At 70.3% G+C, this 15,363-nt stretch carries 12 protein-coding genes; 9 read left to right on the forward strand and 3 right to left on the reverse strand.

Translation table 11 applies throughout. The features are described from left to right. Positions 1-106: 106 nt before the first annotated feature. Positions 107-1,513, forward strand: a complete 1,407-nt coding sequence (locus tag ACWKZU_RS05430) for a class II fumarate hydratase (RefSeq protein ID WP_449281373.1) — start codon at positions 107-109, stop codon at positions 1,511-1,513. Between the two features lie 418 nt (positions 1,514-1,931). On the opposite strand, the gene ACWKZU_RS05435 is transcribed toward ACWKZU_RS05430, so the two are convergent. Beyond that, positions 1,932-4,700 carry a fibronectin type III domain-containing protein gene (locus tag ACWKZU_RS05435; RefSeq protein WP_449281374.1) on the reverse strand — a complete coding sequence of 923 codons (2,769 nt, stop codon included), beginning with the start codon at positions 4,698-4,700 and terminating at the stop codon, positions 1,932-1,934. Positions 4,701-4,855: 155 nt separating this feature from the next. Here ACWKZU_RS05435 and ACWKZU_RS05440 point away from each other — a divergent pair, with 155 nt between their 5' ends. Beyond that, positions 4,856-5,434 (forward strand): tetratricopeptide repeat protein, encoded by a 579-nt coding sequence (locus ACWKZU_RS05440; protein WP_449281375.1) that lies wholly within the window; start codon positions 4,856-4,858, stop codon positions 5,432-5,434. A gap of 317 nt (positions 5,435-5,751) precedes the next feature. On the opposite strand, the gene ACWKZU_RS05445 is transcribed toward ACWKZU_RS05440, so the two are convergent. Next, positions 5,752-5,952 carry a hypothetical protein gene (locus tag ACWKZU_RS05445; protein WP_449281376.1) on the reverse strand — a complete coding sequence of 67 codons (201 nt, stop codon included), beginning with the start codon at positions 5,950-5,952 and terminating at the stop codon, positions 5,752-5,754. Here ACWKZU_RS05445 and ACWKZU_RS05450 point away from each other — a divergent pair. Further along, positions 5,941-6,711, forward strand: a complete 771-nt coding sequence (locus ACWKZU_RS05450) for a hypothetical protein (RefSeq protein WP_449281377.1) — start codon at positions 5,941-5,943, stop codon at positions 6,709-6,711. The genes ACWKZU_RS05445 and ACWKZU_RS05450 overlap by 12 nt on opposite strands. Positions 6,712-7,035: 324 nt before the next feature. Here the strand turns inward: ACWKZU_RS05450 and ACWKZU_RS05455 are convergent, their stop codons facing one another. Beyond that, positions 7,036-8,367, reverse strand: a complete 1,332-nt coding sequence (locus tag ACWKZU_RS05455; protein ID WP_449281428.1) for a PhoH family protein — start codon at positions 8,365-8,367, stop codon at positions 7,036-7,038. Positions 8,368-8,694: 327 nt separating this feature from the next. On the opposite strand from ACWKZU_RS05455, the gene mtnA reads away from it, so the two are divergent. The 6 genes from mtnA (at position 8,695) to ACWKZU_RS05485 (ending at position 15,355) form a co-directional block, all read left to right on the forward strand. Continuing rightward, entirely contained in the window at positions 8,695-9,738 is a 1,044-nt protein-coding gene (gene mtnA, locus ACWKZU_RS05460) for an S-methyl-5-thioribose-1-phosphate isomerase (protein ID WP_449281378.1), read from the forward strand. A gap of 40 nt (positions 9,739-9,778) precedes the next feature. Beyond that, positions 9,779-10,846, forward strand: coding sequence for a BMP family ABC transporter substrate-binding protein (locus ACWKZU_RS05465; RefSeq protein WP_449281379.1), 1,068 nt, complete (start codon positions 9,779-9,781; stop codon positions 10,844-10,846). 249 nt (positions 10,847-11,095) lie between these two features. Continuing rightward, entirely contained in the window at positions 11,096-12,712 is a 1,617-nt protein-coding gene (locus tag ACWKZU_RS05470; RefSeq protein ID WP_449281380.1) for an ABC transporter ATP-binding protein, read from the forward strand. Continuing rightward, entirely contained in the window at positions 12,709-13,947 is a 1,239-nt protein-coding gene (locus ACWKZU_RS05475) for an ABC transporter permease (RefSeq protein WP_449281381.1), read from the forward strand. The genes ACWKZU_RS05470 and ACWKZU_RS05475 overlap by 4 nt, the downstream gene beginning before the upstream one ends. Then, the gene (locus ACWKZU_RS05480) at positions 13,944-14,858 is read left to right on the forward strand and encodes an ABC transporter permease (protein WP_449281382.1); all 915 of its coding nucleotides are present in this window, start codon (positions 13,944-13,946) and stop codon (positions 14,856-14,858) included. Before ACWKZU_RS05475 ends, ACWKZU_RS05480 begins: the two co-directional genes overlap by 4 nt. Next, positions 14,855-15,355 (forward strand): cupin domain-containing protein, encoded by a 501-nt coding sequence (locus ACWKZU_RS05485; RefSeq protein WP_449281383.1) that lies wholly within the window; start codon positions 14,855-14,857, stop codon positions 15,353-15,355. Before ACWKZU_RS05480 ends, ACWKZU_RS05485 begins: the two co-directional genes overlap by 4 nt. Positions 15,356-15,363: the final 8 nt, after the last annotated feature.

Consider the following 15,363-nt stretch of genomic DNA (forward strand, 5'->3'; position numbering starts at 1 on the left):
ACACCCCAGATCTCGGCCCCTGAGCCTGTCGAAGGGTCCGGCGCCGATCCCAGCCCCCTTCGACAGGCTCAGGGGGCGCCCCACCAGCAAAGGAAGCACAAGCACTGTGACCGAAGAAATCGAGTACCGCATCGAGCACGACACCATGGGCGAGGTGCGCGTTCCCAAGAACGCCCTCTACGCCGCCCAGACCCAGCGCGCCGTCGAGAACTTCCCCATCTCCGGTAAGGGTCTCGAGCCCGCCCAGATCGTCGCGCTCGCGCGCATCAAGCGCGCCGCCGCGATCGCCAACAAGGAGCTCGGCATCCTCGACGGCCCGATCGCCGACGCGATCGTCGCCGCGGCCGACGAGATCATCGCGGGCGGCCACCACGACCAGTTCCCGGTCGACACCTACCAGACCGGCTCCGGCACCTCGTCGAACATGAACATGAACGAGGTGCTCGCCACCCTGGCCACGAAGCACCTGGGCGCCCCCGTTCACCCGAACGACCACGTCAACGCCTCGCAGTCGTCGAACGACGTGTTCCCCACCTCGGTGCACATCGCCGTGACCGGCGCGCTCATCGAGCAGCTGAAGCCGGCGCTCGAGCACCTCGCCGAGGCCTTCGAGGCGAAGGCCGAGCTGTGGAAGACCGCCGTGAAGTCGGGCCGCACCCACCTCATGGACGCCACCCCCGTGACCCTCGGCCAGGAGTTCGGCGGCTTCGCCGCGCAGATCCGCTACGGCATCGAGCGCGTCGAGGCGGCGCTCCCCCGCGTCGCAGAGGTGCCCCAGGGCGGCACCGCCGTCGGCACGGGCATCAATACCCCGCTCGGCTTCCCCGAGAAGGTCATCGCCGAGATCGCGGCCTCGAGCGGCCTGCCCATCACCGAGGCCCGCAACCACTTCGAGGCGCAGGCCAACCGCGACGGCCTGGTCGAGGCGTCGGGCGCGCTCCGCACCATCGCGGTCTCGCTCACCAAGATCAACAACGACATCCGCTGGATGGGCTCGGGCCCCAACACGGGCCTCGCCGAGCTGCACATCCCCGATCTGCAGCCCGGATCCTCGATCATGCCCGGCAAGGTCAACCCCGTCGTGCCGGAGGCCGTGCTCATGGTCTGCGCCCGCGTGATCGGCAACGACGCGACCATCGCCTGGGCCGGCGCTTCCGGCTCCTTCGAGCTCAACGTGCAGATCCCCGTCATGGGCACCGCGCTGCTCGAGTCGATCCGCCTGCTCGCCAACGCGTCGGTCGTACTCGCCGACAAGACCGTCGCGGGCCTCGAGGCCAACCTCGAGCGCGCCGCGGCGCTGGCCGGCATGAGCCCGTCGACCGTCACCCCGCTCAACCGGCTCATCGGCTACGAGGCCGCGGCGAAGATCGCCAAGCACTCGGTGGCGAAGGGCATCACCGTGCGCGAGGCGGTCGTGGATCTCGGCTACGTCGAGCGCGGCGAGGTCTCGGAGGCCGACCTCGACAAGGCCCTCGACCTGCTGTCGATGACCCACCCCGGCGTCGCGAAGTAGCCCCGGCAGCGAAGCTGTCCGGGCTATCCTGCGTGCGTGAAAGGCTGAAAGAAACGCGCCGGCGTTTCGTGCCGGCGTTTCGCGCATTTCACGGCGGGGCCACCGCCCCGTCGGCGAGTCGCAGGATCTCAGGCGGCGTAGCCGCAGTTGTCATCCTGCGCGAGCGTCGGCGAGTCGCAGGATCTCAGGCGCCGCGCACGCGAAAGGGGGTTCGGGATCGCGCGATCCCGAACCCCCTTTCGCGTGCGCCGCGGACTCCGAGCCCGGCCGCCCGACCGGTCGAGCGGCCCCTGCCGGTTGAGGAGCCGCCCCTACCGGTTGAGCGGCCCCGCCGATTGTGCGAGCGGAGCGAGTCGAAACCCGAGCATCAGGTTCCGACTCGCCCCCGGCTCGCTCGACCGGCTGACCGCGCGGCGGTCTACTGCGTCGCCGCGCGGTAGAGGAACGCGGCCATCGCCTCACGGGTCACGCTGCCCTTGGGCGCGTACACCGGCTTGCCCGAAGGCTGCTTGATACCCGTCGACAACTTGCTCTGCGACATCCAGGCGATCTCCTCGTAGAACTTGTCGCCGGGCTTCACGTCCGCGAACGGGGACGCCTTCGGCGCAACCGGCTTCTTCGCGGTGTCGATGCGGTACATGAACGCGGCCATCGCCTCACGCGTGATGCCGGACTTCGGCTGGAACCGGTAGGTGCCGTCCGACTGCTTCACACCCGTCGAGTACTTCTCGGAGGCCATCCAGGCGATCTCCTTGTAGAACTTGTCCCCGGGCTTCACATCCGTGAACGGGGACTTCGCCGGAGCCTTGAAGTTCTTCTCCCCGTACTGGCGGTAGAGGAACGCCGCCATCGCCTCACGGGTGACGTTGTTCTTCGGCTGGTACTGGTAGGTGCCGTCCGACTGCTTCACACCGGTCGAGATGCCCTCGGCGGACATCCACGCGATCTCCTGGGAGAACTTGTCGCCCTTCTTCACATCCGTGAACACCGGGCCGGCCGGCTTCGGATCCACCGGCTTCGGATCCACGGGATCCACCGGGTCGACGGGCTCCTCCGGCCCCGCCGGAATCTCGACGCCGGGCTCGGTCACCCACTTCTTGCCGTCGGAGTACTTCGTGACGATGACCTCGTCGTAGAGATCGCCCACGTTCTTGGCGGGCTGCTCCACATAGGCGCCGTCGACGTAGGCGTAGGTCTTCGCGCCGCTCGCGTTCTCCGCCACGTACGAGCGGTAGACCAGCTGATCCGCGCTGACGTCGATCACCTGGTAGGTGGTGACCTTCTCTCCGCGCAGTACCTGGGTCGCGCCGTTGTTGGTCCAGACGTTCTTCGCGTCGGTCTCGAGAGCGTAGTGCTTGGCGCCCGAGTTCGAGACGGCGTACACCGGGCCCGTGGTCATGCCCTCGGTCTCGGTGCGGGTGCTGTTCTTGTACCCGCGGGCGTAGGTGTGGTCGTGCCCCATGAGCACCAGGTCGATGTCGTTCTCCTCGAACACGGGCACCCAGTACTCGCGCAGCACCGGCTCGTCGCGTCCCGAGGAGGTGGAGTAGACGGGCTGGTGGAAGGTGACGACGTTCCACTTCGAGGCGCTGTTCTTCAGCACGTAGTCGAGCCAGGCGGCCTGGTACTCGGTCCACAGCGCCGCCACCTTCCCCGAGGGGCACTCGGAGCCCGAGCAGGCCGGCAGCACGTCCGGCTTGAGGAAGGTGGTGTCGCGGGTCGCGTTCAGCGTGATGAAGCGCACCCCCTGGTAGTCGGTGTAGTACACGGTCTCGGCCGCGAACTCGGCCCAGTGCGCGAAGTACGCGGCGTACTGCTTCGCCGCGTCGCTGTCGCCCTGCGCGAGCGATGCGAGCTCGCCGATGCTCTCCGTGCTCGGCTGGTTGAGGGGGTACTCGAAGTGGGCCTTCCACGACGCGAGCAGCTTGTCGCCCGAGTACTCGTGGTTGCCCGGAGCCGCCATCACGTTGGTGCGGGTGGCCGACTTCTCCATACCCGTGAACCAGTTGCGCCACTGCGTGTCGTTGCTGCCCGTGTCGATCAGGTCGCCCGCGTGCACGGAGCCGACCGAGCGCGTGGCGCGCTCCTCGGCCTGGCGCACGACCTCGGGCCAGGTGGTGTCGAGGCCGATCTGCGCGTCGCCGTAGTAGACGAACTGGAAATCGGTGGCCGAGGGATCCGCCGTCGTGAACTCGACCCACTCGCTCCAGCTGCCGGGCAGGCCGACCCGGTAGCGGTACGCGGTCCCCGGGGTCAGCCCGTCGACGGTGGCCGAGAAGTGCGGCGTCTGGTTGCCGTTGACGCGGCCGGTCTCGTGCGCGTCGACGACGCGGCTCTCGCCGCCGGCCGCCGGAGCGATCTCGACCTGCCCGATCTCGTGGGACACGTCCCCGGCGAGCCAGGAGAACGACTGCGAGGTCGCGGGGGTCTCCGTGGGCGTGAGGATCACCCGCGTCGGGGCGGCCTCGACCACCTCGCCGGGCGTGGACGCCTCGACCAGGGTGAGCTCGGTCATGTCGAAGTAGGCGTCGGACGAGGTCGCACGGTCCTGGTAGAGCGCCACGGCGACCGTGTTCTCGCCGTCGTGCAGCAGCTCGCCGTCGATCGAGAAGGTGCCGCTGACCGGATTGCCCCCGTTCTCGCCCGCGTACTGCTGGTTCGAGGGGTTCGTGTCGTCGACCCGCCCGTCGCGGAAGTTCGCCACCCGCTCGCCGTTGACGTAGACGCGCACGGCGTCGTCGTAGACGATGGTGCTCGCGGCGGAGGCGAGCTGCTCGGAGACGCCCTCGGGGATCTCGAAGGTGGTGCGGAAGAAGTAGGTCGGGATCGTCGGGTTCGCGACGCCGTCGATGTAGTGCTCGAGCTTGGTCACCGGGGTGTAGGGACCGACCGGCGCCAGAGCGTTGTTCTTCACGCCGAACGCGCTGGGCGCCTGCTTCCAGCCGCTGTCGTCGAAGTCGGCGGCTGCCCACGCCTGGCGGTTCTCGGCATCGCCGGCGGGATCGGTGGCGGCGTCAAGGTACTTCCAGGTGGTGCCGGTCGCGACGAGCGGCGCCGTGGGCACCTCGACGGCTCCGGGATCGGCGAACGCTGCGGTCGGTACGGCGAGGCTGCCTCCGAGCAGTGCCGCGACGACGAGCGCCACGGCGCCCCGTCTCGCGCGCACCGCGGGGAATGACTGGGTCATGACTTTCCTTCGGTTGAAAGCGGTCCGCCCTGCCCGTGCGGCAGAGCCTCGACTACTCCACCAGTCGCGGGTGACCCCGCCACGACCCCGCGATGAGCGCGAGATGAACCCCGGGTGACCGGCGGGCGAACCGCGCGTCGGCGTAGGCTGAAGCGGTGGCCGATCCCGACATCATTCCCGCGCCCAGACTCGATTCAGCACCCGCACCCGTGCCTGCGCCGGCGTCTGCCGACTGGCAGACGCGCGTCGACCTCGTCTGGGCGGACGCCTCGGCATCGCCCGATGCGGTGATCGCCCGCCTCGCGGCGCTCGCAGCCGAGCTCGACGCCGACGATCCCCGCGGCCCGTTCGAGCTCGGCGGAGCCTACGACAGCGCCGGCCACGAGGCGGAGGCCGCCCAGCAGTACGCGCGCGCCGTCGAGCTCGGCCTGGCCGGCCCGGCACGCGCCGAGCTCGACGTCCAGTACGCCTCGACCCTGCGCAATCTCGGTCGCGCCGAGGAGGCGGTCGAGATGCTGCGGGCGAGCGACCGCGATCCCGAGCTGGGCGCGGCACCCGACGCGTTTCTCGCGCTCGCCCTGCACTCGGCAGGGCGGCCGGACGAGGCCCTCTCCGTTGCTCTGGAGGCCCTCATCCCCCACCTGCCGCGCTACCAACGGTCGCTCCTCGGCTACGCCGCCGAGCTCCGCACCCACCCGCCGCCACCCGCCCCGGGGCACGATCCCCGCTCCTGACCCGGCCTCCCACCGGCCCCGCTTCCCCGCGTACCGCCGCTGCGCATCGCATTACTGCGCGCATATCGTCGGAATCCCGGGCGCGAATCGACGATATGCGCACAGTGAGACGCGGACGGGCGGGCAGGGCGAGCGAGCAGGGCGGGCTACGGCCCCACGGCCGCCTCGGGCTCTTCGCCCACAGACCGCGAGAACCGTCCCTCGCTCGACTGTTCCGCGCCGAATCTGTGGATGCGTCGATTCTCGCCCCCTGCAGCGACGAACCTTGAAGGATGGCACGTCGTCCCCTCCCGCTCCCCGGCGCGTTCGCGCATCGTTCATTCACGGCAGCCGAGGCGCGTGAAGCCGAAGTCTCCCCGAGGCAGCTGCGCCGACCCTCGCTGCGCGCGCCCCACCACGGCGTCCGATCCCTCGTCGAAGTGCCCGCGAGCCCAGAAGATCTCAACGTCCGGGCAGCCAGAGCGGCTGCCGAGTACCTGCCGCTGCTCCGCCGAGACCGGGGTGAGGTGTTCAGCCACACCACGGCACTGCTGCTCTGGGGCGCACCGATCCGCTGCGCCGCGACGATGCATCTCGCGATCCCGCACCCGCACGCCCCAGCCCGGGGCAAGCAGGTGGTGGGGCACCGCAGCTGTCGCCCCGGAGCACCCCGCGATGTGACTCTGCAGAACGGGATCCGGCTGCCCTGTGCCGGCCCCGTGGAGGCTCTCCTGCAGTCCGCGTCGCAACTGGGCTTCCTCGAGCTCGTGGTCGCGGCCGATCACCTCATCCGGGTGCGCGGACCCGCGTTGGGTCGATACTCACTGACCACGCTCGACGAACTCGTCGCAGCCGCAGAGGCCACGGCCGCATCCGGGATGCTGCGCTTGCGCGCCGCACTGCAGGTGGCCCGCGTGGGCGCGGAGTCCCGGATGGAGTCGCTGCAGCACTTCGAACTCGCGCGCATGGGCCTCGACGCCCTGGAGTTGCAGGCGAACCTGCACGACGACGATGGGCGCTGGATCGGGCGCTTCGACGCGGTCGACCGGAAGAAGCGGCGCATCCTCGAGTACGACGGCGAGCAGCACCGCACCGATCGAGCGCAGTACCTGCGCGACGAAGAGCGCCTCGAGCGCGCTCGCAAGGCGGGCTACCGGGTGATGCGCACGCACAAGGAGGACTTCCAGCCGCGCAGCATCGCCCGTACGAGGCGCGAGATATGCGTCTTTCTCGATGAACGACCCCGCCCGGTCCCTCGCGTGCTCGCCCGCTACTTCGCCGAGAGCGACGGTCTCTGAGCGGTTTCGCGCCCGACGCTCCCGACCGGCCGCGTCTTACTGTGCGCATATCGTCGATTCGCGCCCGGGATTCCGACGATATGCGCACAGTAAGGCACCGCGAGGCGGCGGGCGGAAGCGGCAGCGGCAGCGGCGGGTGGAGGCCGTCGGTGGAGGCCGCAAGTGGGGTGGGGCGGGAGGAGCGGGAGGAGCGGGCACGGGGCACAGGAGCACGGGGCACAGGAGCACGGGGCACAGGAGCACGGGGCACAGGAGCACGGGGCGCAGGAGCGGCTCGGGGTGGGTGGGTGCTGCGGCACCCACCCACCCCGAGCCCCTCACCGCCTACGGCGTGTCGAGGAGCTCCGTGACGAGCGCCGCGATCTCGCTGCGCTCGGAGCGCGTGAGGGTCACGTGGCCGAACAGGCGGTGCCCCTTCAGCTTCTCGATCACGGCGGCGATGCCGTCGTAGCGCCCCACCCGGAGGTTGTCGCGCTGCGCCACGTCGTGCGTCAGCACCACGCGCGAGTTCTGCCCGATCCGGGACAGCATCGTCAGCAGCACGCCGCGCTCGAGCGACTGTGCCTCGTCCACGATCACGAAGGCGTCGTGCAGCGAGCGCCCGCGGATGTGGGTGAGCGGCAGCACCTCGATGAGATCCCGCGCGATCACCTCGTCGAGCACGTTCTCGGAGACGATCGAGCCGAGGGTGTCGAAGACCGCCTGCGCCCAGGGACCCATCTTCTCCTCGCGGTCGCCCGGCAGGTAGCCGAGCTCCTGCCCGCCCACCGCGTACAGCGGCCGGAACACCATGATCTTGCGGTGCTGGCGCCGCTCGAGCACCGCCTCGAGACCGGCGGCGAGCGCGAGCGCCGATTTGCCGGTGCCCGCGCTGCCGCCGAGGGACACGATCCCGACCTGCGTGTCGAGCAGCAGGTCGATGGCGAGCCGCTGCTCGGCGCTGCGGCCCGTCAGCCCGAAGATCTCCCGGTCGCCGCGCACGAGGTGCAGCGACGTGGGGCCGTCGACCCGCCCGAGCGCGGAGCCGCGCGGCGAGTGGAGCACCAGCCCGGTGCCGTAGGGCAGCTCCTCCAGGTTGTCGAGGCCGTCGAGCCGGTCGTCCTCCCAGAGCAGACGCATCTGCTCCTCGTCGAGGTCGACCGTCGCGGTGCCGGTGTAGGCGTCGTCGTGGGCCAGCTCGGCCCGGTACTCCTCGGACCCCAGGCCGATCGCGGCCGCCTTGAGGCGCATCGGCAGATCCTTCGAGACCACCGTGACGTCGAGGCCCTCCTCGGCCAGGTTCTGCGCGACCGCGAGGATGCGGGTGTCGTTGTCGCCGAGCCGCATGCCGCTGGGCAGCGTGTCGATGCTCGTGTGGTTGAGCTCGACCCGCACGGTGCCGCCGGCATCGCCGACGGGCACCGGGAAGTCGAGGCGCAGGTGCTTCTCCCGGAGTTCGTCGAGGATGCGCAGGGCGCGGCGGGCGAAGTAGCCGAGCTCGGGATCGTGCCGTTTCTTCTCGAGCTCGATGACCACCACGACCGGCAGCACGACGGAGTGCTCCGCGAAGCGGAAGAGCGCCGACGGATCGCTCAGCAGTACTGAGGTGTCGAGCACATAGGTGCGCTGGCGCTGATCGATGCCGTCGATCGACTCGACGGAATCGACGCGCTCGATGCGCGCGCCGGACTCGAGGACCTCGGAGGGTGCTGCGAGAGGGGCGGTTTCGGGGTGCTGGATCTCGGCCACGGCGGCTCCTTCTGGCCCGGGGCGGTCGCCCCGGCTCAGCGATGGAGGCCTGCGGCTGCGAGGCGGCTTCGGCCTCTATCGACCGGGCACCCTGCCCGGTGATTCACACGGTACGCCGCGTTCCCGCAGGATCCCTGATCGACACGCGCGCCGATGTGTGAACGCTTCGTAACGAGGCTGTGAACCGAGGTGTCGAGCGGGGGCCGTGCGCGAGCGGTATCCTTGAACGTCGGGGGAGAACCGGAAGGACGACACTTGCGCACGATCGACTGGGTTGACGGAGCCATCGAACTCATCGACCAGACCCTGCTTCCGCATCGGCTCGAAGTGCGACGCGTCACCGAACTGCCCCAGCTGATCGACGACATCCAGCGTCTCGCGGTGCGGGGCGCCCCCGCACTCGGCGTCGCCGGCGCCATGGGCGTCGCGCTCATCGCGGCCGGCGTCGAAGCGGCGAACGGCGACGAGGAGCTGGATCGCGACGCGGTGCGGGTCCAGGCCGCGCTGCTGCGCGAGGCCCGCCCCACCGCCGTCAACCTCTCGTGGGGCGTCGACCGGGCGCTCACGAAGCTCGATCAGGGCGCCTCGGCCGTCCTCGACGAGGCGCTCGCCATCCGCGACGAGGATATCGCGGCGTGTGTGTCGATGGGCCTGCGCGGCGCGGATCTCACGCGCGAGCTCACGGGCAAGGACCGCGTGCGCGTGATGACGATCTGCAACACCGGCAGCCTCGCTACCGTCGAGCGCGGCACGGCGCTCGGCGTGATCCAGACGCTGCTCGAGCAGGGATCCCTGGAGGAGGCCTTCCCCCTCGAGACCCGCCCCCTGCTGCAGGGAGCCCGCCTCACCGCGTGGGAGCTGCAGCGCATGGAGGCCCCCTTCCGCCTCATCATCGACTCGGCGGGACCGTTCCTGCTCTCGCGCGGAATCGCGGACGCGGTGTTCATCGGCGCCGACCGCATCGCGGCCAACGGCGATTCCGCCAACAAGATCGGCTCGTTCTCGCTGGCGCTCGCGGCCCGTCACGCCGGGGTCCCCTTCATCGTGGTCGCCCCCGAGTCCACCGTCGACATGTCGACGGCGAGCGGCGCGGACATCGAGATCGAGGATCGCGGCTCCGCCGAGGTCACCGGTTTCGGCGGTACCCGCACCGCACCCGAGGGCATCGGCACGGTGAATCCCGCCTTCGACGTGACCCCGCACGAGCTCATCACGGCGATCGTCACCGAGCGCCGGGTGATCCTGCCGGGCACGGGCGAGACGCCCGCGGATGTACCATTCGAGGCGCTTCGCTCCTAAGCTCATTCCCAGCCCCCTTTTCACACCTGAAAGGAACAACATGTTCTTCACCAAGCGTCGCGCTCGCGCGGCACTGATCGCCGGCGCGGCATCCGCCGCCCTCCTGCTGACCTCCTGTGCGGGCGGCAGCGGCAACGGCGGGAACGGCGACAACGGCGGCGCAGGTGCCGACGGCCCGCACTTCATCTACATCACGAGCGACCCGATCGGGCAGAACGAGTTCCTGAAGTCGGGCAAGACCGGCATCGAGAACGTCGCCGAGCAGTTCGAGGGCACGCAGGAGACCTACGAGTCGAAGGACGACGCGCAGCGCCGCCAGAACGTCGAGGCCGCGATCTCGAAGGCCCCCGAGGTCGTCGTGATGCTGGGCTTCCAGTTCGGCGACATGGCCGTGGAGCTCGCCGAGCAGAACCCGCAGCAGAAGTTCCTGCTCATCGACACCTTCGTCGAGGGCGCGCCCGAGAACCTCTACCAGGCCACCTTCCGCGAGCACGAGCCCTCCTACCTGCTCGGCGTCGAGGCCGGCCTGCTCACCGAGGCCGACAAGGTCGGATCGGTGATCTCGCTCGACATCCCGCTGCTGAAGAAGTACTCGGACGGCTTCGCCGAGGGCGCGAAGAGCGTCAACCCCGATGTCGACACCGTGAAGCCACAGGTCATCGGCGGCGACAACCCGTTCGCCGACACGGCCCGCGCCAAGGAGCAGGCGATCGCCTTCGCCGGCACCGGCGTCGACCAGGTGTTCGCCGTGGGCGCCGCAGCGAACGGCGGCATCATGGAGGCCGCGGCCGAGAAGGGCTTCTCCGCCTACGGCGTGGACGCCAACCAGTGCCCCATGGCCCCCGGATCCGTCGTCGACGGCACCATCAAGGCCGTCGACAAGGTGGTCGAGACCGTGGTCGGCGAGATCATGGACGGCAAGAGCTCGCAGGAGGCCACGACCTCCTTCGGCCTCAAGGAGGAGGGCATGACCATCGTCAGCCTCACCGAGGGCGCCGCCGATTCGCAGTGCACCGTCATGGAGCACCCCGAGGTGCTCGAGCAGGTCGAGCAGGCGCGCGACGACATCGTGAGCGGCAAGATCGAGGTCACCGACCCCACCGCGTAGCCGCCTCCTCCGCCGGTCGGGCGGGCGAGTCGAATCGAAACCCGCTGGATCAGGTTTCGACTCGGCCCTGCCCCGCTCGCCCGGCGGGTCGCACCGCCGGGCGAGCGAGGTGCGAAGCGCCGAGTCGAAACCGAACCCCGCAGCGCCGGGTTTCGACTCGTCGCAGGCCCCTCGCTCAGCCGGCGGCAGGCACCCCCTCGCTCGACCAGCGGGGCACCCCGACCACCGAATACCGAGCAAAGGAGCGAGATGGTCGCCGAAGTCTCGATGCGCGGGATCACCAAGCGCTTTCCCGGAGTCCTCGCCGACGACGACGTCGACTTCGAGGTGGAGAGCGGCGAGATCCACGCCCTCATGGGCGAGAACGGCGCGGGCAAGTCGATCCTCATGTCGATGCTCGCGGGCGTCTACCGCCCCGACGCGGGCGAGATCTTCATCCGCGGCGAGCAGCACGAGTTCGCCTCCCCGCTCGACGCGATCGATGCCGGCATCGGCATGGTCTTCCAGTCGTTCAAGCTCTTCCCCTCGCTCACGATCGCCGAGAACGTCGTGTTCCGCAGCGAGCCCACCAAGCGCGGCCTCATCGACCGTCAGGCGGCGAACCGCAGGGTCGCGGAGATCGCCGAGAAGTACGGCCTCGCGCTCGATCCCGCCGCCCGCGTCGACTCCGTGCCCGTCGGCGTGCTGCAGCGCGTCGAGATCGTCAAGGCCCTCTACCGCGAGGCGCGGGTGCTGATCCTCGACGAGCCCACGGCGGTGCTCACCCCGCAGGAGACCGAGCGCCTCTTCGATGTGCTGCGCGCCCTCAAGGCCGACGGCCGCACGATCATCCTCATCACCCACAAGCTGAACGAGGTCATGGCGATCTCGGACCGCGTCACCGTGCTGCGTGACGGCCGCAACGTCGCGAGCCTCGTCACCGCCGCGAGCTCCCCCGCGGAGATCACCCGCCATATGACGGGCCGCGACGTCGATCTCACCACTCCCCCGCCCGCACGCGAACCCGGCGACGTGGTGCTCGACGTGCGCGGCCTCAGCGTGCCCGGCTCGGGCGGCCGCGACGCCGTCTCCGAGGCGAGCCTCTTCGTGCGCACCGGCGAGGTCGTCGGGATCGCCGGCGTAGCCGGCAACGGCCAGGTGGAGCTCGCGGAGGCCGTGATCGGCATGCGGCGCGCGAGCGCGGGCGGCGTCTCGGTGCGCGGCGAGGATCTCAGCCGCGCCTCGATCGCTCAGCGCCGCGACGGCGGCATCGCCTACATCCCCGAGGATCGCCACGCCGTCGGCAGCGCCGGCACCGCCGACGCGATCGACAACCTCGCCCTCGGCCACCACCGCAGCGCACCGCTGCTGCGCCGCGGCCTGCTCTCGCGCGGCGCCATGCTCGACCACGCCAAACGCCTCATCCAGCGATTCGGCGTGAAGATCGCCGGCCCCGCGACGCCGGTCGGCACGCTCTCGGGCGGCAACCTGCAGAAGGTCGTCGTCGCGCGCGAGCTCGACTACCGCTCTCCGCTGCTCATCGCCGAGCAGCCCACGCGCGGTGTCGACATCGGCGCCATCGAGTCGATCCACCGAGAACTCTGCGAGTACCGGGACGGCGGCGGCGCGCTGCTGCTCATCTCCGCGGAGCTGAGCGAGATCATGTCGCTCTCCTCGCGCATCCTGGTGATGTTCGAGGGGCGGATCGTCGCCGAGGTGCCGAAGGCCGAGGCGAGCGACGCGCTGCTCGGCCTCTACATGGCCGGGCACGAACCCGAGGAGCGGCACCGCCCGGGAGCCTTCGCGGCCGCACTCGCCGGATCCAGCGGCTCCAGCAGCTCGACCGGTTCCAGCAGCTCCACCAGCGAGAAGGGGGTCGCGCAGTGAGCACCCTGCAGAGATTCGGCCGCTGGCTGGCCGGGCCGATCCCGGTCTCCATCGTGCTCGCGCTGCTCATCGGCGCGTGCTTCATGCTGATCGCGGGCGTGGACCCGCTGAGCGGCTACGTCGCCATGGTCAACGGCTCGTTCGGCAGCGGCCCCGGCCTCGCGAACACCCTGCAGCGGGCCATCCCGATCATCGGGATCGGGATCGCGATCGCGATCGCCTTCCGCGCGGGCGTGCTCAACCTCGGCACCGAGGGCCAGGCGGGGCTCGGCGCCCTCGCCGGCGGCATGGTGGCGATCTACGTGCCCGGCCCCGCGGCCCTGATCGTGCCGCTCGCCTTCGTCACCGCGGTCGTGGTGGGCGCCGCCTGGGGTCTCATCGCCGCTGTGCTGCAGAACCTGCTCGGGGTGCCGATCCTGCTCTCCACGCTGCTGCTCAACTATCCGGCGCGCTACTTCTCGTCGTGGGTCATCCGCTTCCGGCTCGACGAGCCCACCTCCGATCTCGTCGCCAGCGAGCAGCTGCGGCCCGAGGTGCAGCTCTCCATGCTCGTGCCGCGCGACTCGGCCTTCGCCGACACGCTGCGCAACACCTTCGGGCCGACCAGCCCGATCACCGCGGTGCTGACGGGCGTCAACTGGTCGATCATCGTGCTGATCCTCGTGGTGATCGCCGTGATCTTCATGAACCGGCGCACCCGCTACGGATTCGAATCGGGCCTCAGCGGCCAGAACGCGGAGTTCGTGCGCTACGGCGGGGTGAAGCCCGGTCCGCTGGTGCTGCGCACCATGGCCCTCTCCGGCGGCCTCGCGGGGCTCTTCGGTCTGATGCTGACGATCGGCGCGCCCAACACGCGCCTCATCGAGGGCTACTTCGTGCAGACCAACTACGCGTGGACCGCCCTGCTCGTCACCCTGCTGGCGCTCTACCGGCCCGTCGGCATCGTCATCGCGGGCCTCTTCTTCGCCGCGATCATGGTCGGCAGCGACGCGATGGGGCGCGAGCTCGGGCTGTCGCCCCAGATCGCCGCAGTGATCCAGGCGCTCGTCATCATCCTGCTCGCCTTCCGGGTGACGCTGCCGCGCTTCCGGCGCAGACGCGGAGGTCCGGTGAACGATGAGCCGCCCCTGGACGAGCCGCCGGTCGATCAGTCCCCGCTCACCGCGTCGCACGCCCCCGCCCCCGCGGCGGCCGCTCCGGTCGCGCCCGCCGAGCCGAAGGAGTCGGAGCGATGAACTTCCTCGACCTGTTCGATCAGGACCTCCTCTCCTCGGTGCTGCGCTCGCTGATCCCGATCCTGCTCGCGGCCCTGGGCGGCATGCTGGCGGAGCGCGTCGGCATCTTCAACATCGGCCTCGAGGGCATGATCCTCATCGGCGCCTTCTGCGGCGTCGCGGCGTCGTTCTTCACCCACAACTGGATCGTGGGCGTGCTCGTCGCCATGATCTCGGGGGCCCTGTTCTCGCTGATCCTCGGCTACGGATCCGTCTACCGCAAGGGCGACCCGATCGTGCTGGCCATCGCGATGAACATCCTCGCGGTCGGCATGACGAGCTTCCTGCTGGTGGCGATCTTCGACGTGCAGGGCGTGTTCCAGGATCCCGGGATCGACGGCATCCCGGTCTGGCGCATCCCGTTCCTCGCCGACATCCCGGTGCTGGGCGCGTTCTTCTCGCTCTCCCCGCTCGGCTACCTGGCGCTGCTGCTCGTGCCCGTGCTCTGGGTCGTGCTGTTCCGCACCCCGCTCGGCCTGCGGCTGCGGGGCGTGGGCGAGCGCCCGCTCGCGGCCGCCACCATGGGGGTCGATCCGCAGCGCTACCAGCTGGGCGCCGTGATCGCCTCGGGCGCTCTCGCGGGCCTCGGCGGCGCGCAGCTCGCGCTGGGCAACGTGGTGCAGTTCACCGAGAACATGTCGGCGGGCCGCGGCTGGATCGCGGTGGTCGCCGTGATGCTGGCGCGGGCGCACCCCATCGGAGTGCTCGGCGCGGCGCTGCTCTTCGGCTTCGCCGACGCGATCGGCTTCCGCCTGCAGTCGTTCGGCCTGCCGCAGCAGCTCACCGATGCGGGGCCCTATGTGGTGACCCTGCTCGTGCTCGTGCTCATGAGCAGGCGCTTCCGCAAGACCCGCGAAGCGGCCCTCGCGTGACCGGGATCGGGGGCTCCGCCTCCGCCCTGCCCGCCGAGGCGGCTCGATGGGTGGACCGCCTGGGCCTCGAGCCCCTCGAGCACGAGGGCGGGCTGTTCCGGCGCATGCACCTCGACGAGCACTCGAGCGCCATCTACTACCTCCTCGCGGCTCCCGACTTCTCGGCGCTGCACGCGCTCGACTCGGTCGAGGTCTACCACTGGTACGCCGGCGCGCCGCTGCGCCTGCTCCTGCTGCACCCGGACGGCCGGGCCGAGGAGCGCCTGCTGGGACCCGATCCCGATGCCGGGCAGCTGCCGCAGGTCGTGGTGGAGCCGGGTGTGATGCAGGGGTCCTCTCCGCTCGGCGAGTGGACGCTCATCGGCACCACCATGGCTCCCCCCTTCCGATGGGACGGATTCGAGCTCGGCGAGCGGGCCGCGCTGCAGCGGCGGTACCCGGCCGCGGCCGCGCGCATCGGCGAGCTCACGCGAGTGGCCGAGACCCCGGCAGACTAAGGTAGTCC

It is taken from the genome of Leucobacter sp., from assembly GCF_053528595.1.